Source organism: Pantoea sp. PA1 (genome assembly GCF_056856975.1).
Window position 1 is genome coordinate 1 of the sequence record NZ_JBXGEE010000011.1, and the last position, 26,001, is coordinate 26,001.

Genomic DNA, 26,001 nt, shown 5'->3' on the forward strand with positions numbered 1-26,001 from the left:
GAAGTTTACGTTCTGTCTAAAGACGAAGGTGGCCGCCATACTCCGTTCTTCAAGGGCTACCGTCCACAGTTCTACTTCCGTACCACTGACGTGACCGGTTCAGTAGAGCTGCCAGAAGGCGTTGAAATGGTAATGCCAGGCGACAACATCAAAATGGTTGTTACCCTGATCCACCCAATCGCAATGGACGAAGGTCTGCGCTTCGCAATCCGCGAAGGCGGCCGTACCGTTGGCGCGGGTGTTGTTGCTAAAGTTATCGCATAATTACCGATAACGTTTGACGCAATGCACACGGAAAGGGCATCATTTGATGCCCTTTTTGCACGCTGTTTCATAGAACCTGGCTCATCAGTGATTTTCGATCATAATCATTGCTGAGACAGGCTCTGTCATGCGGCGTTGGATACCGAGTTACGCCCCAAAAGCTCATTCGGTTTGGACGCCTCGCACTGCGGGGCAGAATAGTTTCTGAATTATTGTGGCAGGTTGGTTTATGAGTGCGAATACCGAAGCTCAAGGGAGCGGGCGTGGCCTGGAAGCGGTAAAGTGGGTAGTAGTCGTATTACTGCTGCTTGCAGCGATTGTAGGTAACTACCTCTATCGTGATGTGTCACTGCCACTGCGTGCGTTAGCCGTAGTTGTACTGATCGCAGCGGCTGGCGGCATTGCGCTTTTAACGACCAAAGGCAAAGCGACCGTGGCTTTTGCTCGTGAAGCAAGAACAGAAATGCGTAAGGTTATCTGGCCAACCCGCCAGGAAACGCTGCACACCACGTTAATCGTTGCCGCGGTTACCGCCGTGATGTCACTGATTTTGTGGGGGCTGGATGGTATTCTGGTCCGTCTGGTATCGTTTATCACTGGCCTGAGGTTCTGAGATGTCTGAAGCTCCAAAGAAACGCTGGTACGTCGTACAGGCGTTTTCCGGTTTTGAAGGCCGCGTAGCACAGTCGCTGCGCGAGCATATCAAATTGCACAACATGGAAGAGCTGTTTGGCGACGTCATGGTTCCGACTGAAGAAGTCGTTGAAATTCGTGGTGGCCAGCGTCGTAAGAGCGAGCGCAAGTTTTTCCCGGGATATGTACTGGTTCAGATGGTGATGAATGACGCCAGCTGGCACCTGGTGCGCAGCGTCCCGCGCGTGATGGGTTTCATCGGCGGCACATCTGACCGTCCGGCACCTATCAGCGATAAAGAAGTTGATGCGATCATGAACCGTCTGCAGCAGGTCGGCGACAAGCCTCGTCCGAAAACGCTGTTTGAACCAGGCGAAATGGTTCGCGTTAACGACGGTCCGTTTGCTGACTTTAACGGTGTGGTTGAGGATGTGGATTACGAGAAGAGCCGCCTGACGGTTTCTGTCTCCATCTTCGGACGTGCAACACCGGTTGAACTCGACTTCGGTCAGGTGGAGAAAGGTTAACCTCTTTCCGCTCACAATTTAGCTGTTGCAGCAGGCGCGAAATTTAACTACAATTTCGCGCCTTTTGTTTTTATGCGCTGGCAACGGCGTATAAATCGTTATCACGGGGAGCCTTTTAAAGGCGCTATAACCCAATTGAGGAAATATCATGGCTAAGAAAGTCCAAGCCTACGTCAAGCTGCAGGTTGCAGCTGGTATGGCGAACCCAAGTCCACCGGTTGGTCCAGCTCTGGGTCAGCAGGGTGTTAACATCATGGAATTCTGCAAAGCGTTCAACGCGAAGACCGAATCTCTGGAAAAAGGTCTGCCGACTCCTGTTGTTATCACTGTATACAGCGACCGTTCATTTACCTTTATCACCAAAACCCCTCCGGCTGCCGTACTGCTGAAAAAAGCAGCGGGCATCAAGTCTGGTTCTGGTAAGCCGAACAAAGATAAAGTCGGTAAAGTGACCCGTGCTCAGGTACGTGAAATCGCAGAAACCAAAGCTGCGGACATGACTGGTTCTGACGTTGAAGCGATGACTCGCTCAATCGAAGGTACTGCTCGTTCCATGGGCCTGGTAGTAGAGGACTAAGAAATGGCTAAGCTGACCAAGCGCATGACCGTAATTCGCGACAAAGTTGACGCGACCAAGCAGTATGACATTGCTGAAGCTGTTGCTCTGCTGAAAGAGCTGGCGACTGCCAAGTTCGTTGAAAGCGTTGACGTTGCTGTCAACCTCGGCATCGATGCACGTAAATCTGATCAGAACGTACGCGGCGCGACCGTTCTGCCACACGGTACTGGTCGTTCAGTACGTGTTGCTGTCTTCACCCAGGGCGCAAACGCTGAAGCGGCAAAAGCTGCTGGCGCAGAGCTGGTTGGTATGGAAGACCTGGCTGAGCAGATCAAGAAAGGCGAAATGAATTTTGACGTTGTTATTGCTTCTCCGGATGCAATGCGCGTTGTTGGCCAGCTGGGCCAGATTCTGGGTCCACGCGGCCTGATGCCAAACCCGAAAGTCGGTACTGTAACCCCTAACGTTGCTGAAGCGGTTAAGAACGCTAAAGCAGGTCAGGTTCGTTATCGTAACGACAAAAACGGCATCATCCACACTACCATCGGTAAAGTGGACTTTGACGCTGACAAACTGAAAGAAAACCTGGAATCTCTGCTGGTTGCGCTGAAAAAAGCGAAACCATCTCAGGCGAAAGGCGTGTACATCAAGAAAGTCAGCCTTTCAACCACCATGGGCGCCGGCGTTGCCGTTGACCAGGCTGGTCTGAACGCAACAGCAAACTAATTGCTGCTTGAAACGGGCGAAAAATTCACCTAGAATCTTACGCCCGTTGTTCTGTTATTAGCAGAACAGGACACCAGAGAGTCAGATGCGACAGCGGCGTTTAACGCCTTTCCCTCTGATTCTGCTGCGTCACACAGAATTTAGGTTGGAGCCAGGCCTTATCCTGGCCTCCGTCCAAGACCGCAGGAGCTGTCTATCCCCGGATAGTCCGCTTAATACCCTGCGTAGACGGTGACAGAACCAAAAGAATTTTTTCTTAGCTGGATTCTGCTCACCGTGTTCGAGCGCTTATTTCCCCTTTTGGGTGAGTAAGTGAAGTGAGTTCCGGGGAAATCCTTTCCCGGTCAAATCCAGGAGCAAAAGCTAATGGCATTAAATCTTCAAGACAAACAAGCAATTGTTGCTGAAGTCAGCGAAGTAGCCAAAGGTGCGCTTTCAGCGGTTGTTGCGGATTCCCGTGGCGTTACCGTTGATAAAATGACCGAACTGCGTAAAGCAGGTCGTGAAGCTGGCGTTTACATGCGTGTTGTTCGTAACACCCTGCTGCGCCGCGTCGTTGAAGGTACTCAGTTTGAGTGCCTGAAAGACACGTTTGTTGGTCCGACCCTGATTGCATATTCTATGGAACACCCGGGCGCTGCTGCTCGTCTGTTCAAAGATTTCGCGAAAGCGAATGCAAAATTTGAGGTCAAAGCTGCAGCCTTTGAAGGTGAGCTGATCACGGCGGCCAATATTGACCGTCTGGCAACTCTGCCGACCTACGAAGAAGCACTGGCACGTCTGATGTCGACCATGAAAGAAGCCGCTGCCGGCAAACTGGTCCGCACTCTGGCTGCTGTACGCGATGCAAAAGAAGCGGCTTAAGGCCCTTTTCTTTTCTTCGTACCTGCTTACGTATAAACTTTTTCTGATTCTTAGGAACAATTGTCATGTCTATCACTAAAGACCAAATTCTGGAAGCTGTTGCAGCGATGTCCGTAATGGAAGTTGTTGAGCTGGTTTCTGCTATGGAAGAAAAATTCGGCGTTTCTGCTGCTGCTGCTGTAGCTGTTGCTGCGGGTCCGGCTGAAGCTGTTGAAGAAAAAACTGAATTCGACGTCGTACTGAAAGCTGTTGGCGCGAACAAAGTAGCAGTTATCAAAGCCGTACGTACTGCAACTGGTCTGGGCCTGAAAGAAGCCAAAGACCTGGTTGAAGCAACTGGCGTAATCAAAGAAGGCATCAGCAAAGATGACGCAGCTGCACTTGAAGCTGCTCTGAAAGAAGCTGGCGCTGAAGTTGAAGTTAAGTAAGACAACCTTCGGGTTGCAGTCTGAGTAGTTTCAGACTGATGGCTGGTGACTTTTTGGTCACCAGCCTTTTTGCGCTACAGGGTCTCAATGGGGTTTCACACTGTTTGTCCATTGCTACTCTTCAATATCTTTCTCTATCGACGACTTAATATACCGCTTTCCTGTGCGGGTTCCCTGCCTTCACAAAAGCGATGAAATGATTTAAGCGTGATAGAAAGAGGTATTGCACTGCTGCCGCGCAGCCAGTGAATCAAACAAAATCGTGTTGCATGAACTGTCCTGTCAGGACGGACAGCGTGGGTCGACTTGTCAGCTAGCTGAGGAACCCTATGGTTTACTCCTATACCGAGAAAAAACGTATTCGTAAGGATTTTGGTAAACGTCCACAAGTACTGGACATACCTTATCTCCTTTCCATCCAGCTCGACTCGTTCCAGAAGTTTATCGAGCAAGATCCAGAAGGTCAGTACGGGCTGGAAGCTGCATTCCGCTCTGTATTCCCTATTGCGAGCTACAGCGGCAACTCTGAGTTGCAGTATGTGAGCTATCGCCTGGGCGAACCTGTCTTTGACGTGAAAGAGTGTCAGATCCGTGGCGTGACCTATTCGGCACCGCTGCGCGTGAAACTGCGTCTGGTGATCTATGAGCGCGAAGCGCCAGAAGGCACCGTAAAAGACATTAAAGAACAAGAAGTCTACATGGGCGAAATTCCGCTCATGACCGACAACGGTACCTTTGTTATTAACGGTACCGAGCGCGTTATCGTTTCTCAGCTGCACCGTAGTCCTGGCGTGTTCTTTGATAGCGATAAGGGTAAAACCCACTCTTCGGGTAAAGTGCTTTATAACGCACGTATCATCCCTTACCGCGGTTCATGGCTCGACTTTGAGTTTGACCCGAAAGATAACCTGTTTGTCCGTATTGACCGTCGTCGTAAGCTGCCGGCCACTATCATCCTGCGTGCGTTGCAGTTCACAACACCTCAGATCCTCGATCTCTTCTTCGAGAAAGTGGTGTTTGAAATTCGCGACAACAAGCTGCAGATGGAGCTGGTGCCTGAGCGCCTGCGCGGTGAAACCGCGACCTTCGATATCGAAGCGAACGGCACCGTTTACGTCGAAAAAGGTCGCCGCATTACTGCGCGTCATATTCGTCAGCTGGAAAAAGATGGCATTCAGCACATCGAAGTTCCGGTTGAATATATCGCGGGCAAAGTGGTTGCTAAAGACTACATCGATGAGAGCACCGGTGAGCTGATTGTTGCAGCGAACATGGAGCTGTCACTGGATCTGCTGGCCAAACTGAGCCAGTCGGGTCACAAACGCATCGAAACGCTGTTCACCAACGATCTGGACCACGGTCCATATATGTCTGAGACCCTGCGTGTTGACCCAACCAGCGATCGCCTGAGCGCACTGGTTGAGATCTACCGCATGATGCGTCCTGGTGAGCCGCCAACGCGTGAAGCTGCAGAGAACCTGTTCGAGAACCTGTTCTTCTCTGAAGATCGTTACGATCTCTCTGCCGTCGGCCGCATGAAGTTCAACCGTTCACTGCTGCGTGATGAAATCGAAGGTTCAGGTATCCTGAGCAAAGAAGACATCATCGAAGTGATGAAAAAACTGATCGACATCCGTAACGGTAAAGGCGAAGTGGACGATATCGACCATCTCGGCAACCGTCGTATTCGTTCAGTCGGTGAAATGGCTGAGAACCAGTTCCGTGTCGGCCTGGTGCGTGTTGAGCGTGCGGTTAAAGAGCGTCTCTCTCTGGGCGACCTCGATACGCTGATGCCACAGGACATGATCAACGCGAAGCCGATTTCGGCTGCGGTGAAAGAGTTCTTCGGTTCAAGCCAGCTTTCACAGTTTATGGATCAGAACAACCCGCTGTCAGAGATTACGCACAAACGTCGTATCTCTGCACTTGGCCCGGGTGGTTTGACGCGTGAGCGTGCCGGCTTCGAAGTGCGTGACGTACACCCAACGCACTACGGTCGTGTCTGCCCAATCGAAACCCCTGAAGGTCCGAACATCGGTCTGATCAACTCCTTGTCTGTTTATGCACAGACCAATGAGTATGGTTTCCTTGAGACGCCTTATCGTCGTGTTATCGACGGTCTGGTTTCTGACGAGATCCACTACCTCTCTGCTATTGAAGAGGGTAACTACGTTATCGCTCAGGCGAACGCCCCGCTCGATGAAAACGGCGCGTTTGTTGATGACCTGGTCACCTGCCGTAGCAAAGGCGAATCGAGTCTGTTCAGCCGCGATCAGGTTGACTACATGGACGTTTCCACCCAGCAGGTGGTTTCTGTCGGTGCATCCCTGATCCCGTTCCTGGAACACGATGACGCCAACCGTGCTCTGATGGGTGCGAACATGCAACGTCAGGCCGTTCCGACTCTGCGTGCAGATAAGCCGCTGGTTGGTACCGGTATGGAACGTGCTGTTGCCGTTGACTCCGGTGTTACTGCCGTCGCCAAACGTGGTGGTACCGTTCAGTATGTTGATGCATCACGTATCGTTATCAAAGTTAACGAAGATGAGATGTACGCGGGCGAAGCCGGTATCGACATCTATAACCTGACCAAATATACCCGTTCAAACCAGAACACCTGCATCAACCAGATGCCATGTGTCTCTCTGGGTGAGCCGGTTGAGCGCGGAGACGTGCTGGCAGATGGCCCGTCCACCGATCTGGGTGAACTGGCGCTGGGCCAGAACATGCGTGTCGCGTTCATGCCGTGGAACGGTTACAACTTCGAAGACTCCATCCTGGTCTCCGAGCGTGTGGTTCAGGAAGATCGCTTTACCACCATTCACATCCAGGAACTGGCTTGCGTGTCGCGTGACACCAAACTGGGGCCGGAAGAGATTACCGCTGATATCCCGAACGTGGGTGAAGCTGCACTCTCTAAACTGGATGAGTCAGGCATCGTCTACATCGGTGCTGAAGTGACCGGTGGTGACATTCTGGTTGGTAAGGTTACCCCGAAAGGTGAAACCCAGCTGACGCCAGAAGAGAAGCTGCTGCGTGCGATCTTCGGTGAAAAAGCCTCTGACGTAAAAGATTCATCACTGCGCGTGCCGAATGGCGTGTCAGGTACCGTGATCGACGTTCAGGTCTTTACCCGCGATGGCGTGGAAAAAGACAAGCGTGCGCTCGAAATCGAAGAGATGCAGCTGAAGCAGGCTAAGAAAGACCTGTCTGAAGAGCTGCAGATCCTGGAAGCGGGCCTGTTCAGCCGTATCCAGAGCGTCCTGATCGCAGGTGGCGTTGAAGCAGACAAGCTGGACAAGCTGCCGCGCGAGCGCTGGCTGGAGCTGGGTCTGACTGATGAAGCCAGACAAAACCAGCTGGAGCAGCTGGCAGAGCAGTACGACGAACTGAAGCACGAGTTTGAGAAAAAACTCGAAGGCAAGCGCCGTAAGATCACCCAGGGCGACGATCTGGCACCGGGCGTGCTGAAAATCGTTAAGGTTTATCTGGCCGTTAAACGTCAGATCCAGCCTGGTGATAAGATGGCAGGTCGTCACGGTAACAAAGGTGTTATCTCTAAGATCAACCCAATCGAAGACATGCCTTACGATGAGAACGGTACGCCGGTCGACATCGTACTGAACCCGCTGGGCGTACCATCGCGTATGAACATCGGTCAGATCCTTGAGACACACCTGGGGATGGCAGCGAAGGGCATTGGTGAGAAAATCAACGCCATGCTGAAGAAGCAGGAAGAAGTCGCGAAACTGCGCGAATTCATCCAGCGTGCCTATGACCTGGGAAGCGATCTGCGTCAGAAAGTTGATCTGAACACCTTCTCCGACGACGAAGTGCTGCGCCTGGCAGAGAACCTGAAAAAAGGTATGCCAATCGCAACGCCGGTGTTTGATGGCGCGAAAGAGAGCGAAATCAAAGAGCTGTTACAGCTCGGCGGTCTGCCTTCTTCCGGTCAGATTACCCTGTTTGACGGCCGCACCGGTGAACAGTTCGAACGTCAGGTAACCGTTGGCTACATGTACATGCTGAAACTTAACCACCTGGTTGATGACAAGATGCATGCACGTTCTACCGGTTCCTACAGCCTGGTTACTCAGCAGCCGCTGGGTGGTAAGGCGCAGTTCGGTGGTCAGCGCTTTGGTGAGATGGAAGTATGGGCACTGGAAGCATACGGTGCCGCGTATACCCTGCAGGAAATGCTTACCGTTAAGTCTGATGACGTCAACGGCCGTACCAAGATGTATAAAAACATCGTTGACGGCAACCATCAGATGGAACCGGGCATGCCGGAATCCTTCAACGTACTGTTGAAAGAGATTCGCTCGCTGGGTATCAACATCGAGCTGGAAGACGAGTAACCCCCATTTCAGGCTGTGGTTCGCCGCCGCCTGAAAGCGCAGGGTTTAAGCGCTCGCAATTGTACTGGTTACGGGGCGTTCAATTTCGGTTGGACGCCCCCTGAGTCTCACTCCGACGGGAGCTAATCCGTGAAAGACTTACTTAAGTTTCTGAAAGCGCAAACTAAGACCGAAGAGTTTGATGCGATCAAAATTGCGCTGGCTTCGCCAGACATGATCCGTTCCTGGTCTTTTGGTGAAGTGAAAAAGCCAGAAACCATTAACTACCGTACTTTTAAGCCAGAGCGCGATGGTCTGTTCTGTGCCCGTATCTTCGGGCCGGTAAAAGACTATGAGTGCCTGTGCGGTAAGTACAAGCGTCTGAAACACCGTGGTGTGATTTGTGAGAAGTGCGGCGTTGAAGTGACCCAGACTAAAGTACGCCGTGAGCGTATGGGCCACATCGAACTGGCGTCGCCGACTGCGCACATCTGGTTCCTGAAGTCACTGCCATCGCGTATCGGCTTGCTGCTGGATATGCCACTGCGTGACATCGAGCGCGTGCTCTACTTTGAATCTTACGTGGTAATCGAAGGTGGCATGACCAACCTCGAGAAGCGTCAGATCCTGACTGAAGAGCAGTACCTTGACGCACTGGAAGAGTTCGGTGACGAGTTCGACGCCAAAATGGGCGCCGAAGCGATCCAGGCCCTGTTGAAAAACATGGATCTGGACCAGGAGTGCGAGCAGCTGCGTGAAGAGCTGAACGAAACCAACTCTGAAACCAAGCGTAAAAAGCTGACCAAGCGTATCAAGCTGCTGGAAGCGTTCGTTCAGTCTGGTAACAAGCCAGAGTGGATGATCCTGACCGTGCTGCCTGTTCTGCCACCGGATCTGCGTCCGCTGGTTCCGCTGGATGGCGGACGTTTTGCTACGTCAGATCTGAACGATCTTTATCGTCGCGTGATCAACCGTAACAACCGTCTGAAGCGCCTGCTGGATCTGGCTGCGCCAGATATCATCGTGCGCAACGAAAAGCGTATGCTGCAGGAAGCGGTCGATGCACTGCTGGACAACGGTCGTCGCGGTCGTGCGATCACCGGTTCCAACAAGCGTCCGCTGAAATCGCTGGCTGACATGATCAAAGGTAAGCAGGGTCGTTTCCGTCAGAACCTGCTGGGTAAACGTGTCGACTACTCCGGTCGTTCGGTTATCACCGTAGGTCCATACCTGCGTCTGCATCAGTGCGGTCTGCCGAAGAAAATGGCACTCGAACTGTTCAAACCGTTTATTTACGGCAAGCTGGAACTGCGTGGCCTGGCCACCACCATCAAAGCCGCGAAGAAAATGGTTGAGCGCGAAGAAGCGGTTGTCTGGGATATCCTCGACGAAGTGATCCGTGAGCACCCGGTTCTGCTGAACCGTGCGCCTACGCTGCACCGTCTGGGTATTCAGGCCTTTGAACCGGTTCTGATCGAAGGTAAAGCTATCCAGCTGCACCCGCTGGTTTGTGCGGCGTATAACGCCGACTTCGATGGTGACCAGATGGCTGTTCACGTTCCGCTGACGCTGGAAGCCCAGCTGGAAGCGCGTGCGCTGATGATGTCTACCAACAACATCCTGTCACCTGCGAACGGCGAGCCAATCATCGTTCCTTCTCAGGACGTTGTACTGGGTCTGTACTACATGACCCGTGACTGTGTTAACGCCAAAGGCGAAGGCATGGTACTGACTGGCCCGAAAGAAGCTGAGCGTATTTATCGCGCTGGCCTGGCCTCACTGCACGCTCGCGTTAAGGTGCGTATCACCGAACACGAGAAAAATGAGCAGGATGAGTGGGTTGCGAAAACCAGCCTGATCGACACCACGATTGGCCGTGCCATCCTGTGGATGATCGTGCCGAAAGGTCTGCCTTACTCCATCGTGAACCAGGCGCTGGGTAAAAAAGCGATCTCCAAAATGCTGAACACCTGTTACCGCATTCTGGGGCTGAAGCCGACCGTTATCTTTGCTGACCAGACCATGTACACCGGTTTCGCCTACGCAGCCCGTTCAGGCGCGTCAGTCGGTATCGACGACATGGTTATTCCAGAGAAGAAAGTGGAAATCATCACCGAAGCGGAAGCGGAAGTGGCCGAGATCCAGGAACAGTTCCAGTCTGGTCTGGTTACCGCGGGTGAACGTTATAACAAAGTCATCGATATCTGGGCCGCAGCCAACGAACGTGTTGCCAAGGCGATGATGGAAAACCTCTCTACTGAAACCGTGATTAACCGTGACGGCGAAGAAGAGAAACAGGTTTCCTTTAACAGCATCTTTATGATGGCCGACTCCGGTGCGCGTGGTTCTGCTGCACAGATTCGTCAGCTGGCCGGTATGCGTGGTCTGATGGCGAAGCCAGATGGCTCCATCATCGAGACGCCGATTACCGCGAACTTCCGTGAAGGTCTGAACGTACTCCAGTACTTCATCTCAACCCACGGTGCGCGTAAAGGTCTTGCGGATACCGCACTGAAAACCGCGAACTCCGGTTATCTGACGCGTCGTCTGGTTGACGTTGCCCAGGATCTGGTTGTGACCGAAGATGACTGTGGTACGCACGAAGGCATCATGATGACCCCGGTCATCGAAGGTGGCGACGTGAAAGAGCCACTGCGCGAACGCGTTCTGGGTCGTGTGACCGCGGAAGACGTTCTGAAGCCGGGCTCGGCTGACATTCTGGTTCCACGTAACACCCTGCTCGATGAGCACTGGTGTGACGTGCTGGAACTGAACTCAGTCGACAGCCTGAAAGTGCGTTCTGTCGTAGGTTGTGAAACTGACTTTGGTGTGTGTGCGCATTGCTACGGTCGCGACCTGGCACGTGGTCACATCATCAACAAAGGTGAAGCGATCGGTGTTATCGCGGCACAGTCCATCGGTGAGCCGGGTACACAGCTGACGATGCGTACGTTCCACATCGGTGGTGCGGCATCACGTGCGGCTGCTGAATCCAGCATTCAGGTGAAGAACAAAGGTACCATCAAGCTGACCAACGCCAAGTCGGTAACGAACTCGGCAGGTAAGCTGGTGATCACCTCGCGTAACGTCGAACTGAAAATGATCGATGAATTTGGTCGTACCAAAGAGAGCTATAAAGTTCCTTACGGTTCTACCATGGCGAAAGGTGATGGTGAGCAGGTTGCAGCGGGCGAAACCGTAGCAAACTGGGATCCGCATACCATGCCAGTTATCACCGAAGTGGGCGGTTTCATTCGCTTCACCGACATGATTGACGGCCAGACCATTACCCGTCAGACAGATGACCTGACCGGTCTTTCTTCGCTGGTGGTGCTGGACAGTGCTGAACGTACGTCAGGCGGTAAAGATCTGCGTCCTGCGCTGAAAATTGTTGATGCCAGCGGCAACGACGTTCTGATCCCAGGCACTGATATGCCTGCTCAGTACTTCCTGCCGGGTAAAGCGATTGTTCAGCTGGAAGATGGCGTTAAGATCAGTGCCGGTGACACGCTGGCGCGTGTTCCGCAGGAATCTGGCGGTACCAAAGATATTACCGGTGGTCTGCCACGCGTTGCTGACCTGTTCGAAGCGCGTCGTCCGAAAGAGCCGGCTATCCTGGCTGAGATCAGCGGTATCATCTCCTTCGGTAAAGAGACCAAAGGTAAACGTCGTCTGGTCATCACGCCGCTGGATGGCAGTGAGCCATATGAAGAGATGATTCCGAAATGGCGTCAGCTGAACGTGTTCGAAGGTGAACGTGTTGAGCGCGGTGACGTGGTTTCCGATGGCCCAGAGTCTCCACATGACATCCTGCGCTTGCGTGGCGTGCATGCGGTGACCCGTTACATCACTAACGAAGTGCAGGAAGTTTATCGTCTGCAGGGCGTTAAGATTAACGATAAGCACATCGAAGTCATCGTTCGTCAGATGCTGCGTAAAGCGACCATCGTGAGCGCAGGAAGCACCGACTTCCTGGAAGGTGAGCAGGCTGAATTCTCTCGCATCAAGATCTCTAACCGTGATCTGGAAGCGAACGGAAAAGTTGGCGCAACCTTCGTACGTGACCTGCTGGGTATTACCAAAGCGTCACTGGCAACCGAATCGTTCATCTCTGCCGCATCGTTCCAGGAAACGACCCGTGTCCTGACCGAAGCAGCAGTAGCAGGCAAGCGTGATGAACTGCGCGGCCTGAAAGAGAACGTCATCGTGGGTCGTCTGATCCCGGCCGGTACCGGTTATGCATACCATCAGGATCGTATGCGCCGTAAAGCGGCGGGTGAAGTTCCGGCTGCACCGCAGGTGACTGCGGATGAAGCCTCAGCCAGCCTGGCTGAACTGCTGAACGCCGGCCTCGGCGGCAGCAAAGACGATTAATCGTCCTTCGCCTGATAAAAACCCTGCTTCGGCAGGGTTTTTTTTTGTCTCTGATTCAGCCATTCCAGTCATTGCGGCCGATGCCGATATCTTTCAGCTGACTGTCACTCAGTCTCGACAGAATAGCGCGCGTTTCGCGCCGCAGCTGCCAGCGTCTGAAGCTGCGCCACAGATAACGGAGCAGAAGGTAAGGCGTAACGGCAAAAGGCTTAGCGGCGCGATTTTCATCATATCCCATGATAGTTTCCTCAATGATTGGCCTGAGCACTATTTTCCGGGGATACACCTGTATGATACAGACTCAAAAATCACCTTTTATTAACATACAGATTGAAGAGATCGCGATCTGAATGGTAAAAAAGGAGCCTGACTGTACTGGTCGCTCATCATCACGCTTGCAGGAGAGGATACAATGACCCGCTATGAACATCTGGCCACGTTGCTGGCACAGCGTATCGAACAGGGCTTGTTTCGCAGCGGGGAGCGTCTGCCCTCTGTGCGCAGCCTGAGTGCGGAACATGGGGTGAGTATCAGCACGGTGCAGCAGGCTTATCGCCTGCTGGAAGAGAAGCAGATGATTATCCCGCAGTCGCGCTCCGGCTATTTTGTGGCGTCGCACAAAGCCACGCCGCCGGTACCTGCGCTGACCCGTCCCGTGCAGCGGCCTGTTGAGGTGACGCAGTGGGACGCGGTGCTGGAGCTGCTCAACAGTCGGCTGGAAGATGATGTACTGCAACTGGGCAGCGGCATGCCCGATCTGACTCAGCCGACCCTGAAGCCGCTGTGGAAAGCCTTCAGCCGTCAGGCTCAGAAGCAGGAGGCTGGCCTGCTGAATTATGACACCCTCTATGGCGTTCTTGCGCTGCGGAAACAGGTTGCCCGGCTGGCGATCGATAGCGGCTGTCAGCTTACCGCCGATGATATTGTTATCACGACCGGCTGCCATGAAGCCTTATCGGTAGCCGTGCGGGCGGTCTGTGAACCGGGCGATATCATCGCCGTCGAGTCGCCCTCTTTTCACGGTATCATGCAAACCCTGCGCGGCTTTGGCATCCGGGCCATTGAGATTCCGACCGATGCGATAACCGGTATCAGTCTTGAGGCGCTGGAACTGGCTTTTGACCAGTGGCCCATTAAAGCGGTCATCGTTGTTCCGAACTGCAATAATCCGCTCGGCTTTATCATGCCTGAGGCGCGCAAGCGGGCGTTACTGGCGCTGGCGCAGCGTTTTGATGCGGCCATCATCGAAGATGACGTTTATGGTGAGTTAGCCTGGGAATATCCCCGTCCGCCCGCCATTAAGGCGCTCGATATGGATGGCCGGGTTCTGCTCTGCAGCTCCTTTTCAAAAACGCTTGCGCCAGGTCTGCGGGTTGGCTGGGTGGCACCTGGCCGTTATCGCGACCGCGTGCTGCACATGAAATATATCGTCACAGGCTCTACGGCTACGCAGCCTCAGCATGCCGTTTCCGAGTTTATCCGCCAGGGGCATTATCAGCCTCATCTGCGCCGGATGCGGCAGATCTATCACCGCAACTATGAAACTTTCAGTTGCTGGGTGCGCCACTACTTTCCCTGCGGTATCTGCGTCTCTCGTCCTCAGGGCGGTTTTATGATGTGGATAGAACTTCCTGAAGCGTTTGACGCCGTCCGGCTTAACCGCGAACTGCGCGAGTCAAAAATCCAGATTGCCGTCGGCTCACTCTTTTCAGCATCGGGGAAATATCGCAACTGTCTGCGTCTGAACTTTGCGCTGCCCATCACCGATCAGACGGAACAGGCGCTGGCACGGCTGGGTGCGGCCGTGGAACGCGCCATGCTCTCCTGTCAGCATGAGACGTCTGCTTCCGCTCCCGATGTCGCTTAACCCGAAGAAGAAGCAGGGCCGGCAAGAGGAGGGAACCGGCCCTGGTCAGATAACCTTCACCTGACGAAGGCCACGTTAAAGTACCGGTTCAGGAGGTGCCACCGTCAGCCTCTGCTTCTGCGCGCCGCTTTCCCGGAAAGTGGTGGACGTTACCGCATTTGCCGCCAGGATGCGGGACAGGTTCCGGAAATCGCTATCCGTGAGGCTCTGCCAGCGCCAGCAGGGTGCGCGTGGCTTCACGCCAGTCATCTGCCTGGGTAATCGCACTCACCACAGCAATGCTGCCCACGCCGGTTGCCAGGACTTCCGGTGCCCGGGCAATCGAGATACCGCCAATCGCCACGGTGGGGATGTGCGTCAGGCGTGCCAGATGTCGCTTCAGTTGTTCCACGCCCTGAGGCGCAGAAGGCATCGCTTTGGTCTGCGTCGGGAAGATATGTCCCAGCGCAATGTAAGAGGGCTGGATCGCCAGGGCACGATCCAGCTCGGTATCATCATGGGTGGAGATCCCGAGCCGCAATCCTGCCTGGCGAATCCGGGCGAGATCGGCAACATCCAGATCTTCCTGACCCAGATGCACACCATAGGCGTCATGTCTGATCGCCAGCTCCCAGTAATCGTTGATAAACAGGCGCGCATCGTAGCGTTTGCCCAGCGCTATCGCCTGAGCAATCGCGGGTTCGGCAATCTCATCAGGCTGATCTTTTATGCGCAGCTGCAATGTGCGCACGCCCGCCGTCAGCAGGCGTTCAATCCAGGCGGGGCTGTCAACCACCGGATAGAGCCCCAGGCGCGGGGCGGTAGCAGGAAAGGCAGACATGGTTACTCCTCCTCAATAACATCGGCAGAGTGATAAAGCTCACCCCCGCGGCTGCGGAAATGCTCTGACATCCGGGCCATGCCCACTTCCACCGGTTCAGCGCGGCTATCCTGGCGTGCCGCAAACTCGCGCACCTCCTGAGAAATCTTCATTGAGCAGAATTTAGGGCCGCACATTGAACAGAAATGGGCCACTTTGCCTGACTCCTGCGGCAGGGTTTCATCATGCATGGCGCGGGCGGTATGAGGGTCTAAAGCCAGGTTGAACTGATCTTCCCAGCGGAATTCAAAGCGCGCTTTGGACATGGCGTTATCGCGGATCTGCGCGGCGGGATGGCCTTTAGCCAGGTCAGCAGCATGTGCCGCGATTTTGTAGGTGATCAGCCCCTGTTTGACATCCTCTTTGTTCGGCAGCCCCAGATGCTCTTTAGGTGTGACGTAACAGAGCATGGCGCAGCCAAACCAGCCAATCATGGCGGCCCCGATTCCGGAGGTAAAGTGGTCATAGCCCGGTGCGATGTCGGTGGTCAGCGGGCCGAGGGTGTAGAAGGGGGCTTCATCGCACAGGTCGAGCTGTTCGGTCATGTTGCGGCGGATCATATGCATTGGCACATGGCCCGGCCCTTCAATCATCACCTGTACATCATATTCCCAGGCAATACGCGTCAGTTCGCCCAGGGTACGCAGCTCAGCGAACTGGGCCTCATCGTTCGCATCCTGAATCGAACCCGGCCGCAGACCATCGCCCAGCGACAGTGACACATCGTAAGCGGCGCAGATTTCACAAATCTCCCGGAAATGCTGATAAAGGAAGTTCTCCTGATGATGCGACAGGCACCATTTCGCCATGATCGATCCGCCGCGCGACACGATCCCGGTCAGCCGCTTCGCCGTCATCGGGACATAACGCAGCAGGACGCCAGCGTGTATCGTGAAGTAATCCACCCCCTGTTCCGCCTGCTCAAGCAGCGTGTCGCGGAAAACGTCCCAGTTCAGCGCCTCGGCCACGCCGTTCACTTTTTCCAGCGCCTGATAGATCGGCACTGTGCCGATGGGGACCGGGCTGTTCCGCAGAATCCACTCGCGCGTTTCATGAATATAGCGGCCGGTAGAGAGATCCATCACCGTATCGGCACCCCAGCGCGTCGACCAGACCAGTTTTTCCACTTCCTCTTCAATGGAGGAGGTGACCGCCGAGTTACCGATATTGGCATTCACCTTAACCAGAAAGTTGCGGCCGATAATCATCGGCTCCGATTCCGGGTGATTGATATTGGCAGGGATGATGGCCCGTCCGGCTGCCACCTCCTGCCGCACAAACTCCGGTGTGATGCTGGCTGGCAGATGCGCGCCAAAACTGTGGCCCGGATGCTGTTGCAGCAGCACTTCACTGCGCATCCGTTCACGGCCCATATTTTCCCGCAGCGCAATAAACTCCATTTCCGGGGTGATGATCCCCTGGCGGGCATAATGCAGCTGGGTGACGCGGCGGCCTGCACAGGCCCGGCGCGGCGTCGGTAAGTGATCGAAGCGCAGATGGTCCAGCCCCTCATCAGCCAGCCGTTGCTGGGTGTAGCCGGAACTGTTTTGTGGCAGGTATTCGCTGTCATCGCGTTCCGCTATCCAGCGGGCGCGCAGTTTTTCCAGGCCGCGATGAACATCGATCTGTGCTGCGGGATCGCCATAGGCACCTGCCGTGTCGTAAACCGGCACCGCTTCGTTTGGCTCATAGGTCGGCTGCGCTTTGCTGCCACCGGTGTGGGTCGGGCTTAGTGTGATCTCGCGCATCGGAACGCGAATATCGTCACGGCTGCCGGTTATCCAGATGCGACGGGACTGGGGAAATGCACTGCCGCTTTGCAGGGAATCGATAAATTCCTGCGCCTGGGCACGTTGTTCACGACGGGTCATTTTTGGGTCAGACATAGCAATCTTCCTGTTCATGGGGAACGATGCTTGTCCGGAGTTCGGAAGGAGTAGCGGTATCGGCAGCATAAGAATGCTGGCATACCGTAAAAATTTACTCTTGTTCCCTTCGCAGGTTCTAACCTGATCAGGTTCCGCGGATCCCGAATTAACGGTCTCAGCCCGGCTGGGCACTCCGACAAGAAGCGCTTTCTACACACCAATCTGACCGGCAGATCGGGCGTAAAAATCGTGTTTTTCACAGCAAAAAATAAAAAAGGTTCGTCGGCGTAGTGGCCTCGGAACCTCTTCAGCATAAAAGGGCGAGTGGATAATCTCAACCCTTTTGGTGGTGATACCGGTTAAGCGGGACGGGCAATCTGACTGTCATTGGCAACCGGCGGGGTAGCCAGCTGATTATCCCATGCCAGCTGGATCAGCTTATCTTCCAGCGTGAAGCGCGACTCCAGCACTTCGCCCACTTCTGAAAGCGCCTGCTGGAAAGTCATGCAGTTTTCATCGTCTATCGCCTGTTGCAGGTGACCATCATAGAGCTGCATCAGCCGCTCGGTGTTGGCTTCCAGTGGCGGATAGATCTGCGCAGCCGCAATCATCGGGCTGTCACCGTTCATTTCACTGATAACACGTTCATAAATACTGAAGTGACCGGCCGAAAGATAATCGACCAGGCTGTGACAGAAGTTGTCCAGCGCCTGCTCATCGAGACGGGTCAGGGCTTCTTTGTTGGGCTTCAGGCCGACCAGATGATAATAGGTCACCAGCAGCTGGCGACGGGCTTCGAGCCAGGAATCGACCAGCTCATTACTGCCACCTACGCGTTCAGCCAGGACGTTTAACTGGTTAAGCATATCTGACTCCATGTGAGTTATAGTTGTTTATCAACACACTTAACATCAGGGCTTCAGCGTACGATTTGACGCTAAGGATGACGAAATAAATGCAATGCGAAATCTCAAGCGTAGACGCTGGATGGTGGATTGTCAGCCATGAACAGAAACTTTGGTTGCCACAAGGTGATTTACCCCACGGAAACGCCGAAAATTTTGGTCTGACTGGCAGTAAAGCACGCCTTATCGGAGAGTGGCAGGGCGAAAATGTCTGGCTGATTTGTGCGTCACGCTCTGCCGATATGTTCTCCGTGCGGCAGTTGATCGATCAGGATGTCGGACTGTTTCAGCTGGCGGGGCGGGGGGTGCAGCTGGCGGAGTTTTACCGCTCTCATCGCTGGTGCGGCTACTGCGGCCATGAAATGCATCACAGCAGGCATGAATTTGCCTGCCTGTGCAGTCATTGCCGTGAGCGTTACTATCCGCAAATCGCCCCCTGCATCATCGTGGCTATCCGTCGCGGTGATGAAATCCTGCTGGCAAATCATGCCCGCCATCGCAACAAGGTCTATACCGTGCTGGCCGGCTTTGTGGAGGTCGGTGAGACGCTGGAGCAGGCCGTAGCCCGCGAAGTGATGGAGGAGAGCAACATCCGCGTCAAAAACGTGCGCTATGTGACCTCTCAGCCGTGGCCCTTTCCGCAATCCCTGATGACCGCCTTCATGGCGGAGTATGACAGCGGCGATCTGCAGCATGATGGCAAAGAGCTGCTGGATGCGGCCTGGTTCCGTTTTGATGACCTTCCCCTGCTGCCTCCACCCGGCACCGTGGCACGCCGCCTGATTGAAGATACTGTCGCCCTGTGCCGCGCTGAAGTGTGAAAGTGCTACACTACACGCCTGTTATTGAGAGAGTGTTGAGATGAGTGAACTGAAGAACGATCGTTATTTGCGTGCCCTGTTACGTCAGCCGGTGGATGTCACGCCGGTATGGATGATGCGACAAGCCGGGCGCTATTTGCCGGAATACAAAGCGACACGCGCCCAGGCGGGTGATTTTATGTCGCTGTGTAAAAACGCCGAGCTGGCCTGTGAAGTCACCCTGCAGCCGCTGCGTCGTTTTCCGCTGGATGCCGCCATCCTCTTCAGTGACATCCTGACGATTCCGGATGCGATGGGACTGGGACTCTATTTTGAAACCGGCGAAGGCCCGCGTTTCTCAAACCCTGTAACCTGCCGCGCTGACGTTGATCGCTTGCCGGTGCCCGATCCGGAGATGGAGCTGGGCTATGTGATGAACGCGGTTCGCACCATCCGCCGCAATCTCAATGGCGAGGTGCCACTGATCGGCTTCTCCGGCAGTCCATGGACGCTGGCCACCTACATGGTGGAAGGCGGCAGCAGCAAAGCGTTTACCCGAATCAAAAAGATGATGTATGCCGAGCCTGCTACGCTGCATGCGATGCTGGATAAGCTGGCTGACAGCGTCATTCTCTATCTCAATGCGCAGATTCGCGCAGGTGCCCAGTCGGTGATGGTCTTCGATACCTGGGGCGGCGTGCTGACCGGCCGTGACTACCGCGAATTTTCCCTTCACTACATGCACAAAATTGTTGATGGCCTGCTGCGTGAAAATGATGGCCGCCGCGTGCCGGTGACGCTGTTCACCAAAGGCGGCGGACAGTGGCTGGAAGCGATGGCCGCCACCGGCTGTGATGCGCTGGGTCTCGACTGGACCACCGACATTGATGATGCGCGCCGTCGCGTGGGCGATAAAGTCGCGCTGCAGGGTAATATGGACCCCTCTATGCTCTATGCGGCACCTGAGCGTATTGAGCAGGAAGTGGCCGGTATTCTGGAGCGCTTTGGTTCCGGCACCGGCCATGTCTTTAATCTGGGGCACGGCATTCATCTGGATGTGCCGCCGGAAAATGCCGGTGTCTTTGTTGATGCTGTGCATCGTTTATCACGTCCCTGGCATCAGGAGTAATCATGGATATTGCCGCACTTCGCGCTGAGCAGTTACAACGCGCCGCTGACGTGGTGCGTGACGATGATTTTGATGTGTTACCGCCTCGCTATATCGGCGGGGCCGACGTAGGTTTTGAGCAGGAAGGCACGATCACACGCGCAGCGATGGTAATCCTGGAGTACCCATCGCTTCGGCTGGTGGAGCATCGCATCGCGCGTATTGAGACGACGATGCCCTATATCCCGGGCTTTCTCTCCTTCCGGGAATATCCGGCCCTGATGGCCGCCTGGGAGATGCTGGAGCAGAAGCCGGACCTGCTGTTTGTGGATGGACACGGGATTTCGCATCCCAGACGGCTCGGCGTTGCCTCGCATTTTGGTCTGCTGGTGGATGTGCCTACTATCGGGGTCGCGAAAAGCCGGCTGTGTGGTCGTTTTGCCGATCTGGATGCGCAGCCGGGCAGCCGCCAGCCGCTGATCGACAAAGGTGAGCAGATTGGCTGGGTATGGCGCAGCAAGCAACGCTGCAACCCGCTGTTCGTCGCCACCGGCCACCGTGTCAGCCTGGATACTGCGCTGCAGTGGGTCGAAAACTGTACGCGCGGTTACCGTTTGCCGGAACCGACCCGCTGGGCCGATGCAGTGGCGTCGAACCGTTCCGCTTTCCAGCGCTGGCAAAACGCGCTTTAACACTGTTTGTGCTGCGCTTTTGCAGTTACACTGCGGCCAGCGAAACGAATAAGAGCCACCTTTATGTTACAAAATCCCGTTCATCTGCGTCTGGCGAAGCTGGAAAGCTGGCAGCATCTGACGTTTATGGCCTGCCTGTGCGAGCGTATGTACCCCAACTATCGCGCATTCTGCGAGCAGACTGAATTTGCCGATCCGGCACTCTATCGCCGCATCCTTGATCTGATCTGGGAAAACCTGACGGTTAAAGATGCGAAGATTAACTTCGACAGCCAGCTGGAAAAGCTTGAGGCTGCCATTCCCGATGGCGATGCGTTTGAGGTCTATGGCGTCTATCCGGCTATCGATGCCTGCGTGGCCCTGAGCGAAGTGTTACATGCCCAGCTGAGTGGTGAAACGCTGGAGCATGCGATTGAAGTCAGCAGGACATCCATTACAACGGTTGCCATGCTGGAAATGACGCAGGCTGGACGCGAAATGACCGATGAGGAGCTGCGTGAAAACCCGGCTATCATCGATGAGTGGGACCTCCAGTGGGAGATTTTCCGCCTGCTGGCGGAGTGTGAAGAGCGCGACCTTGAATTGATTAAAGGTCTGCGATCTGACCTGCGTGAAGCGGGAATAAGTAACATCGGTATAAATTTCCAGCAGTAAGGCGATAAAACGTGACTTCAGGCCCGAATTAGCGCGCCTGGAGGCTTCACATTGGCCCCCTCTCTGGTCTACATTTGGGGGGCTGAAAATTGTGGCTATCGGTGCGTGCAGGCAGAAGAGTGCCAGAATATGGCTTTTCCCTCGCACTCGTTGCTTAGCAAGCGATAAATACACTTTAAGGATAACTTATGAACAAGACTCAACTGATTGATGTGATCGCAGAAAAAGCTGACCTGTCTAAAACTCAGGCCAAGGCAGCGCTGGAATCTACTCTGGCTGCGATCACTGAGTCTCTGAAAGATGGTGATGCTGTACAACTGGTTGGTTTTGGTACTTTTAAAGTGAACCACCGCGCTGAGCGTACCGGTCGTAACCCGCAGACTGGCAAAGAGATCAAAATCGCTGCAGCAAACGTACCGGCATTCGTGTCTGGTAAAGCGCTGAAAGACGCCGTTAAGTAAGACGTCGCACTGCGGTTAAGCTTTAAAACAGGGGGCGTTTCGCCCCTTTTGTTTAAGAGGCCAGCCATCATGACCCCGCTGTTTCAGCGTTTAGCTGTTCTGTTTCTCTCCCTGTTTCTGTTTAGCTGCAGCTCTGTTCCGGATATTCCCCCCTTTTCTGCCAGTGGCTATCTTGCCGATCGTGGTGTTGTGCGCATCTGGCGTAAAAACAGCGATCACCAGTCTGTCCATATTCGTACGATCTATACGCCGTTCAGTGGCGGTGAGGGCGAGGTGACCGATTATGTCTGGCTGGAAGAGGCGCTGATCAGCGTTCAGCGCCAGGTAAAAGGGAAGCAGCCTGATGATGTCACTCTGCGCTTTGACCAGGCGGGCGGCCTCAATTTTATGCAGCGTCAGCTGTCAGACCGGCGTGAAGCCGTGAGTGCGGATACGGTGGAACTCTATAAGTTTGACGCTCAGCGGATGCGTAACCTGAGTGATGCGCTGTTAAGCGGTCGGGTATTCCTGAGGCAGGGACACTGGCTGGGCAACAATCTGCTGGAGAGTTGTGAAGGTCAGCAGGTCAGGCCCGCTTTTGATGCTGATGCCCTGCGGATACTGACACAGCAGCAGCGCAGCGCCCCTGCACCGCTGATGGTGTCATGGCTGGACGCGCCGGAAGGCATTCAGCTGTTGCGGATCAGTCAGCAGGATGAGTGCGCGCAGCAGCCGACAGAAGATGATATGTAAAAATAAAAAGGGGGCACCCGGTGCCCCCTGAATTTATTTGCGATTAATGGCGCGGTAGCCAATATCGCGGCGGCAGAAGCTGCCCTGCCATGAGATGGGCTGTGTCAGCGCATAAGCCCGCTTCTGGGCCGCAGCGACATCCTCACCCAGTGCGGTAACGCACAGCACGCGGCCACCGCTGGTCAGCACCCGATCCTCTTCCAGCCGGGTTCCGGCGTGAAAGACCTTGCCGTCCGCAACCTCTTCCAGTGGCAGACCGTGGATCTGATCACCCTGACTGTAGTCACCCGGATAACCGCCCGCCGCCAGTACCACACCGAGCGCAGGACGCGGATCCCACTGCGACGTTTTCTGATCGAGTTTACCCTCACAGGCGGCCAGGCAAAGATCGACCAGATCCGACTGCAGGCGCAGCATGATCGGCTGGGTTTCCGGATCGCCGAAGCGGCAGTTGAATTCGATCACTTTCGGCTGCCCGGTCTGATCGATCATCAGACCAGCGTAGAGGAAACCGGTGTAAACGTTGCCTTCGGCAGCCATGCCGCGCACCGTCGGCCAGATAACCTGATCCATGACGCGCTGGTGGATCTCATCGGTGACGACCGGCGCCGGGGAGTAGGCGCCCATTCCGCCGGTGTTCGGACCGGTATCACCATCGCCTACGCGTTTATGATCCTGGCTGGTGGCCATTGGCAGCACATGCTCGCCGTCGACCATCACAATAAAACTGGCTTCTTCGCCATCCAGAAACTCTTCGATCACAATGCGGTGTCCGGCGTCGCCAAAGGCATTACCGGCCAGCATATCCTGAACGGCCTCTTCAGCTTCCTGCAGCGTCATCGCCACAATGACGCCTTTACCGGCGGCCAGTCCGTCAGCTTTAATGACGATAGGCGCGCCTTTCTCACGCAGATACGCGAGAGCCGGCTCGACCTCGGTAAAGTTCTGGTATGCCGCGCTGGGGATCTGATGGCGCGCCAGGAAATCTTTGGTAAATGCTTTTGAGCCTTCCAGCTGTGCGGCAGCCTGAGTCGGGCCAAAAATGGTCAGCCCTGCCTGACGGAATGCATCCACCACGCCAATGACCAGCGGTGCTTCCGGTCCGACAATGGTCAGATCGATCTTCTCGCGCTGGGCAAAATCCAGCAGGGCAGGGATATCGGTCGCACTGATTGCGACATTCTGCAGCGCAGGCTCTAATGCCGTACCGGCGTTACCTGGCGCAACAAAGACGGTTTCTGCCAGCGGCGACTGTGCCGCTTTCCAGGCCAGCGCGTGTTCACGTCCGCCATTACCAATCACTAAAATTTTCATCTGTTACTCTCCGGAATGATTAATGACGGAAGTGGCGCATATCGGTAAAGATCATGGCAATGCCGTGCTCATCCGCCGCCGCAATCACCTCTTCATCGCGGATAGAGCCGCCAGGCTGAATCACACAGCTCACGCCCACCGCAGCGGCCGCATCAATACCGTCGCGGAAGGGGAAGAACGCATCTGACGCCATGGCAGAACCTTTCACTTCCAGTCCTTCATCGCCCGCTTTAATACCGGCTATTTTAGCGGAGTAGACGCGGCTCATCTGGCCGGCACCAATCCCGATCGTCATCCCGTCACGCGCATAGACAATGGCGTTGGATTTAACAAACTTCGCGACCTTCCAGCAGAAGAGGGCATCACGCAGCTCCTGCTCCGATGGCTGACGCTTGCTGACCACGCGCAGCTGGCTGGCATCGACCATACCGAGATCGCGATCCTGAACCAGCAGGCCACCGTTGACGCGTTTGAAATCCAGCGCTGCCGTGCGGTTCTGCCACTGGCCGCAGATCAGGACACGGACATTCTGTTTCGTGGCGGTAATCTTCAGCGCGGCCTCGGAAACGGCGGGCGCGATGATCACCTCAACGAACTGGCGGCTGATAATGGCCTGTGCTGTCGCTTCATCCAGCTCGCGGTTAAAGGCGATGATGCCCCCGAACGCAGAGGTAGGGTCGGTCTGGTAAGCACGGTCATAGGCTGACAGCAGGTCGTCGCCGGTCGCAACGCCACAGGGGTTAGCATGTTTAACAATGACGCAGGCGGGGTCACTGAACTCTTTGACACACTCGAGTGCGGCATCCGTGTCAGCGATATTGTTATAGGAGAGCGCTTTGCCCTGAACCTGTTGCGCGGTGGCAACCGAGGCTTCAGCAACCTGCTCTTCTATATAGAAGGCCGCCTGCTGGTGGCTGTTTTCGCCGTAACGCATATCCTGCTTCTTGATGAAGTTCAGATTCAGGGTACGCGGGAAGCGACCCGCAGGCTGATTGCGTTCACCGTGATAGGCGGGCACCAGACTACCAAAGTAGTTCGCGATCATGCCGTCGTAGGCGGCAGTGTGTTCAAACGCTTTGATCGCCAGGTCGAAACGGGTGTCGAGCGTCAGGCCGTTCTGGTGGGCATCCATTTCAGCAATGATGGCGTCGTAGTCGCCGCTGCTGACCACGATGGCCACATCTTTGTGGTTCTTGGCGGCAGAGCGCACCATGGTCGGGCCGCCGATATCGATGTTTTCTACTGCGTCTTCCAGTGAGCATCCTTCACGGGCAACGGTCTGTGCAAAGGGATAGAGATTAACGACCACCATGTCGATAGGGCTGATGTCATGCTGCGCCATGATGGCATCATCCTGGCCGCGACGACCCAGAATGCCGCCATGCACTTTCGGATGCAGGGTTTTGACGCGTCCATCCATCATTTCCGGGAAACCGGTGTAATCAGAGACTTCTGTGACAGCCAGACCCGCATCCGCCAGCAGGCGAGCGGTTCCACCTGTGGAGAGCAGTTCGACACCGCGACTGGAGAGCGCCTGAGCAAATTCGAGGATGCCGGCTTTGTCAGAGACACTGAGCAAGGCGCGGCGTACAGGACGAGGTTGTTGCATGGTGGTTTATCCCTTGGCTTTGTTTCGCGTATAGAAGAGCGTTACATCAGGTTTTACAGCGGTTTTCTCTTCTATATAAGAAGGAAAGATCAAAAACCTCAGGTAACGCCCCTAAAAGGGGAGTCCGTCATATTGCCCGGCATTGTAGCGAAAACGTTTGCGTGATGCTCGCCTAAATTTGCCAGGCCCGGTGAATGTGGATAACGCTGTGTGTAACTGCGTATAACAGCGTCTTTTGCTGTGGAATGCAGCGAACGCGCTTTTTTCTGCAATTTATGGGTTGCGCCTGTCTGACAACTCCCTATAATGCGCCTCCATCGACACGGCACAACGGCTTACGGAATGCGGTGTTGAGAGGTTCAGGAGACTGAGCCGCCGGAGAAAAACTTCTGAAAAAAGAGGTTGACTCTGAAGGAGGAA

Annotated in this window: 22 protein-coding genes and 1 riboswitch; of the genes, 16 read left to right on the forward strand and 6 right to left on the reverse strand. The window is 54.9% G+C overall.

Annotated features, from left to right (window positions below):
* The 9 genes from AC1V0D_RS21685 to rpoC form a co-directional block, all read left to right on the forward strand.
* Window positions 1-264, forward strand: a 264-nt coding sequence (locus AC1V0D_RS21685) for an EF-Tu C-terminal domain-related protein (protein ID WP_482908079.1), incomplete at its 5' end; no start/stop codon positions are given.
* Window positions 265-493: 229 nt separating this feature from the next.
* Entirely contained in the window at window positions 494-877 is a 384-nt protein-coding gene (gene secE / locus AC1V0D_RS21690) for a preprotein translocase subunit SecE (RefSeq protein ID WP_008927141.1), read from the forward strand.
* Between the two features lies 1 nt (window position 878).
* Window positions 879-1,424, forward strand: coding sequence for a transcription termination/antitermination protein NusG (gene nusG / locus AC1V0D_RS21695; RefSeq protein WP_003848088.1), 546 nt, complete (start codon window positions 879-881; stop codon window positions 1,422-1,424).
* Window positions 1,425-1,572: 148 nt separating this feature from the next.
* Window positions 1,573-2,001 carry a 50S ribosomal protein L11 gene (gene rplK, locus AC1V0D_RS21700; protein ID WP_006121495.1) on the forward strand — a complete coding sequence of 143 codons (429 nt, stop codon included), beginning with the start codon at window positions 1,573-1,575 and terminating at the stop codon, window positions 1,999-2,001.
* 3 nt (window positions 2,002-2,004) lie between these two features.
* Window positions 2,005-2,709, forward strand: a complete 705-nt coding sequence (gene rplA / locus AC1V0D_RS21705; protein WP_009092662.1) for a 50S ribosomal protein L1 — start codon at window positions 2,005-2,007, stop codon at window positions 2,707-2,709.
* Between the two features lie 366 nt (window positions 2,710-3,075).
* Window positions 3,076-3,573 (forward strand): 50S ribosomal protein L10, encoded by a 498-nt coding sequence (gene rplJ / locus AC1V0D_RS21710; RefSeq protein WP_003848098.1) that lies wholly within the window; start codon window positions 3,076-3,078, stop codon window positions 3,571-3,573.
* Between the two features lie 65 nt (window positions 3,574-3,638).
* Entirely contained in the window at window positions 3,639-4,001 is a 363-nt protein-coding gene (rplL, locus tag AC1V0D_RS21715; protein WP_009092660.1) for a 50S ribosomal protein L7/L12, read from the forward strand.
* A 329-nt stretch (window positions 4,002-4,330) separates the two neighbouring features.
* Window positions 4,331-8,359, forward strand: a complete 4,029-nt coding sequence (gene rpoB, locus AC1V0D_RS21720; protein ID WP_046100987.1) for a DNA-directed RNA polymerase subunit beta — start codon at window positions 4,331-4,333, stop codon at window positions 8,357-8,359.
* A 129-nt stretch (window positions 8,360-8,488) separates the two neighbouring features.
* Window positions 8,489-12,712: a DNA-directed RNA polymerase subunit beta' gene (gene rpoC, locus AC1V0D_RS21725; protein WP_009092657.1), complete on the forward strand. Its 4,224-nt coding sequence runs from the start codon at window positions 8,489-8,491 to the stop codon at window positions 12,710-12,712.
* Between the two features lie 55 nt (window positions 12,713-12,767).
* Here the strand turns inward: rpoC and AC1V0D_RS21730 are convergent, their stop codons facing one another.
* Window positions 12,768-12,950: a DUF1127 domain-containing protein gene (locus AC1V0D_RS21730; protein WP_046100988.1), complete on the reverse strand. Its 183-nt coding sequence runs from the start codon at window positions 12,948-12,950 to the stop codon at window positions 12,768-12,770.
* 174 nt (window positions 12,951-13,124) lie between these two features.
* Between AC1V0D_RS21730 and AC1V0D_RS21735 the strand changes: the two genes are divergently transcribed.
* The gene (locus tag AC1V0D_RS21735; RefSeq protein ID WP_426608425.1) at window positions 13,125-14,579 is read left to right on the forward strand and encodes an aminotransferase-like domain-containing protein; all 1,455 of its coding nucleotides are present in this window, start codon (window positions 13,125-13,127) and stop codon (window positions 14,577-14,579) included.
* A gap of 193 nt (window positions 14,580-14,772) precedes the next feature.
* Here the strand turns inward: AC1V0D_RS21735 and thiE are convergent, their stop codons facing one another.
* The 3 genes from thiE to AC1V0D_RS21750 form a co-directional block, all read right to left on the reverse strand.
* Window positions 14,773-15,399, reverse strand: a complete 627-nt coding sequence (gene thiE / locus AC1V0D_RS21740; RefSeq protein WP_009092654.1) for a thiamine phosphate synthase — start codon at window positions 15,397-15,399, stop codon at window positions 14,773-14,775.
* A gap of 2 nt (window positions 15,400-15,401) precedes the next feature.
* Window positions 15,402-17,324, reverse strand: coding sequence for a phosphomethylpyrimidine synthase ThiC (gene thiC, locus AC1V0D_RS21745; RefSeq protein ID WP_482908080.1), 1,923 nt, complete (start codon window positions 17,322-17,324; stop codon window positions 15,402-15,404).
* A gap of 87 nt (window positions 17,325-17,411) precedes the next feature.
* Window positions 17,412-17,512: riboswitch (TPP riboswitch) on the reverse strand.
* Between the two features lie 153 nt (window positions 17,513-17,665).
* A complete protein-coding gene (locus tag AC1V0D_RS21750; protein ID WP_009092652.1) occupies window positions 17,666-18,172 on the reverse strand; it encodes an Rsd/AlgQ family anti-sigma factor in 507 nt (168 codons plus the stop codon).
* Between the two features lie 89 nt (window positions 18,173-18,261).
* Between AC1V0D_RS21750 and nudC the strand changes: the two genes are divergently transcribed.
* The 6 genes from nudC (at window position 18,262) to AC1V0D_RS21780 (ending at window position 22,658) form a co-directional block, all read left to right on the forward strand.
* Window positions 18,262-19,032 carry an NAD(+) diphosphatase gene (gene nudC, locus AC1V0D_RS21755; protein WP_009092651.1) on the forward strand — a complete coding sequence of 257 codons (771 nt, stop codon included), beginning with the start codon at window positions 18,262-18,264 and terminating at the stop codon, window positions 19,030-19,032.
* Window positions 19,033-19,072: 40 nt separating this feature from the next.
* Complete coding sequence (gene hemE / locus AC1V0D_RS21760) at window positions 19,073-20,140, forward strand: uroporphyrinogen decarboxylase (protein WP_009092650.1); 1,068 nt, start codon at window positions 19,073-19,075, stop codon at window positions 20,138-20,140.
* 2 nt (window positions 20,141-20,142) lie between these two features.
* Window positions 20,143-20,811: a deoxyribonuclease V gene (gene nfi / locus AC1V0D_RS21765; protein WP_009092649.1), complete on the forward strand. Its 669-nt coding sequence runs from the start codon at window positions 20,143-20,145 to the stop codon at window positions 20,809-20,811.
* A gap of 63 nt (window positions 20,812-20,874) precedes the next feature.
* Window positions 20,875-21,465: a YjaG family protein gene (locus AC1V0D_RS21770; RefSeq protein WP_009092648.1), complete on the forward strand. Its 591-nt coding sequence runs from the start codon at window positions 20,875-20,877 to the stop codon at window positions 21,463-21,465.
* Window positions 21,466-21,653: 188 nt separating this feature from the next.
* Window positions 21,654-21,926 carry a nucleoid-associated protein HU-alpha gene (gene hupA / locus AC1V0D_RS21775; RefSeq protein WP_003850136.1) on the forward strand — a complete coding sequence of 91 codons (273 nt, stop codon included), beginning with the start codon at window positions 21,654-21,656 and terminating at the stop codon, window positions 21,924-21,926.
* A gap of 69 nt (window positions 21,927-21,995) precedes the next feature.
* Window positions 21,996-22,658 carry a DUF1481 domain-containing protein gene (locus AC1V0D_RS21780; protein ID WP_482908081.1) on the forward strand — a complete coding sequence of 221 codons (663 nt, stop codon included), beginning with the start codon at window positions 21,996-21,998 and terminating at the stop codon, window positions 22,656-22,658.
* Window positions 22,659-22,691: 33 nt separating this feature from the next.
* On the opposite strand, the gene purD is transcribed toward AC1V0D_RS21780, so the two are convergent.
* Entirely contained in the window at window positions 22,692-23,972 is a 1,281-nt protein-coding gene (gene purD, locus AC1V0D_RS21785; RefSeq protein ID WP_482908082.1) for a phosphoribosylamine--glycine ligase, read from the reverse strand.
* Window positions 23,973-23,991: 19 nt separating this feature from the next.
* Window positions 23,992-25,581: a bifunctional phosphoribosylaminoimidazolecarboxamide formyltransferase/IMP cyclohydrolase gene (gene purH / locus AC1V0D_RS21790; RefSeq protein WP_046100994.1), complete on the reverse strand. Its 1,590-nt coding sequence runs from the start codon at window positions 25,579-25,581 to the stop codon at window positions 23,992-23,994.
* Between the last annotated feature and the right edge of the window lie 420 nt (window positions 25,582-26,001).

Bases quoted from the DNA above. Each gene is read 5' to 3' on its own strand.
- secE (WP_008927141.1), top strand. From the start codon at position 494: ATGAGTGCGAATACCGAAGCTCAAGGGAGCGGGCGTGGCCTGGAAGCG.
- nusG (WP_003848088.1), top strand. From the start codon at position 879: ATGTCTGAAGCTCCAAAGAAACGCTGGTACGTCGTACAGGCGTTTTCC.
- rplK (WP_006121495.1), top strand. From the start codon at position 1,573: ATGGCTAAGAAAGTCCAAGCCTACGTCAAGCTGCAGGTTGCAGCTGGT.
- rplA (WP_009092662.1), top strand. From the start codon at position 2,005: ATGGCTAAGCTGACCAAGCGCATGACCGTAATTCGCGACAAAGTTGAC.
- rplJ (WP_003848098.1), top strand. From the start codon at position 3,076: ATGGCATTAAATCTTCAAGACAAACAAGCAATTGTTGCTGAAGTCAGC.
- rplL (WP_009092660.1), top strand. From the start codon at position 3,639: ATGTCTATCACTAAAGACCAAATTCTGGAAGCTGTTGCAGCGATGTCC.
- rpoB (WP_046100987.1), top strand. From the start codon at position 4,331: ATGGTTTACTCCTATACCGAGAAAAAACGTATTCGTAAGGATTTTGGT.
- AC1V0D_RS21730 (WP_046100988.1), bottom strand. From the start codon at position 12,950: ATGGGATATGATGAAAATCGCGCCGCTAAGCCTTTTGCCGTTACGCCT.
- AC1V0D_RS21735 (WP_426608425.1), top strand. From the start codon at position 13,125: ATGACCCGCTATGAACATCTGGCCACGTTGCTGGCACAGCGTATCGAA.
- thiE (WP_009092654.1), bottom strand. From the start codon at position 15,399: ATGTCTGCCTTTCCTGCTACCGCCCCGCGCCTGGGGCTCTATCCGGTG.
- thiC (WP_482908080.1), bottom strand. From the start codon at position 17,324: ATGTCTGACCCAAAAATGACCCGTCGTGAACAACGTGCCCAGGCGCAG.
- AC1V0D_RS21750 (WP_009092652.1), bottom strand. From the start codon at position 18,172: ATGCTTAACCAGTTAAACGTCCTGGCTGAACGCGTAGGTGGCAGTAAT.
- nudC (WP_009092651.1), top strand. From the start codon at position 18,262: ATGCAATGCGAAATCTCAAGCGTAGACGCTGGATGGTGGATTGTCAGC.
- hemE (WP_009092650.1), top strand. From the start codon at position 19,073: ATGAGTGAACTGAAGAACGATCGTTATTTGCGTGCCCTGTTACGTCAG.
- nfi (WP_009092649.1), top strand. From the start codon at position 20,143: ATGGATATTGCCGCACTTCGCGCTGAGCAGTTACAACGCGCCGCTGAC.
- AC1V0D_RS21770 (WP_009092648.1), top strand. From the start codon at position 20,875: ATGTTACAAAATCCCGTTCATCTGCGTCTGGCGAAGCTGGAAAGCTGG.
- hupA (WP_003850136.1), top strand. From the start codon at position 21,654: ATGAACAAGACTCAACTGATTGATGTGATCGCAGAAAAAGCTGACCTG.
- AC1V0D_RS21780 (WP_482908081.1), top strand. From the start codon at position 21,996: ATGACCCCGCTGTTTCAGCGTTTAGCTGTTCTGTTTCTCTCCCTGTTT.
- purD (WP_482908082.1), bottom strand. From the start codon at position 23,972: ATGAAAATTTTAGTGATTGGTAATGGCGGACGTGAACACGCGCTGGCC.
- purH (WP_046100994.1), bottom strand. From the start codon at position 25,581: ATGCAACAACCTCGTCCTGTACGCCGCGCCTTGCTCAGTGTCTCTGAC.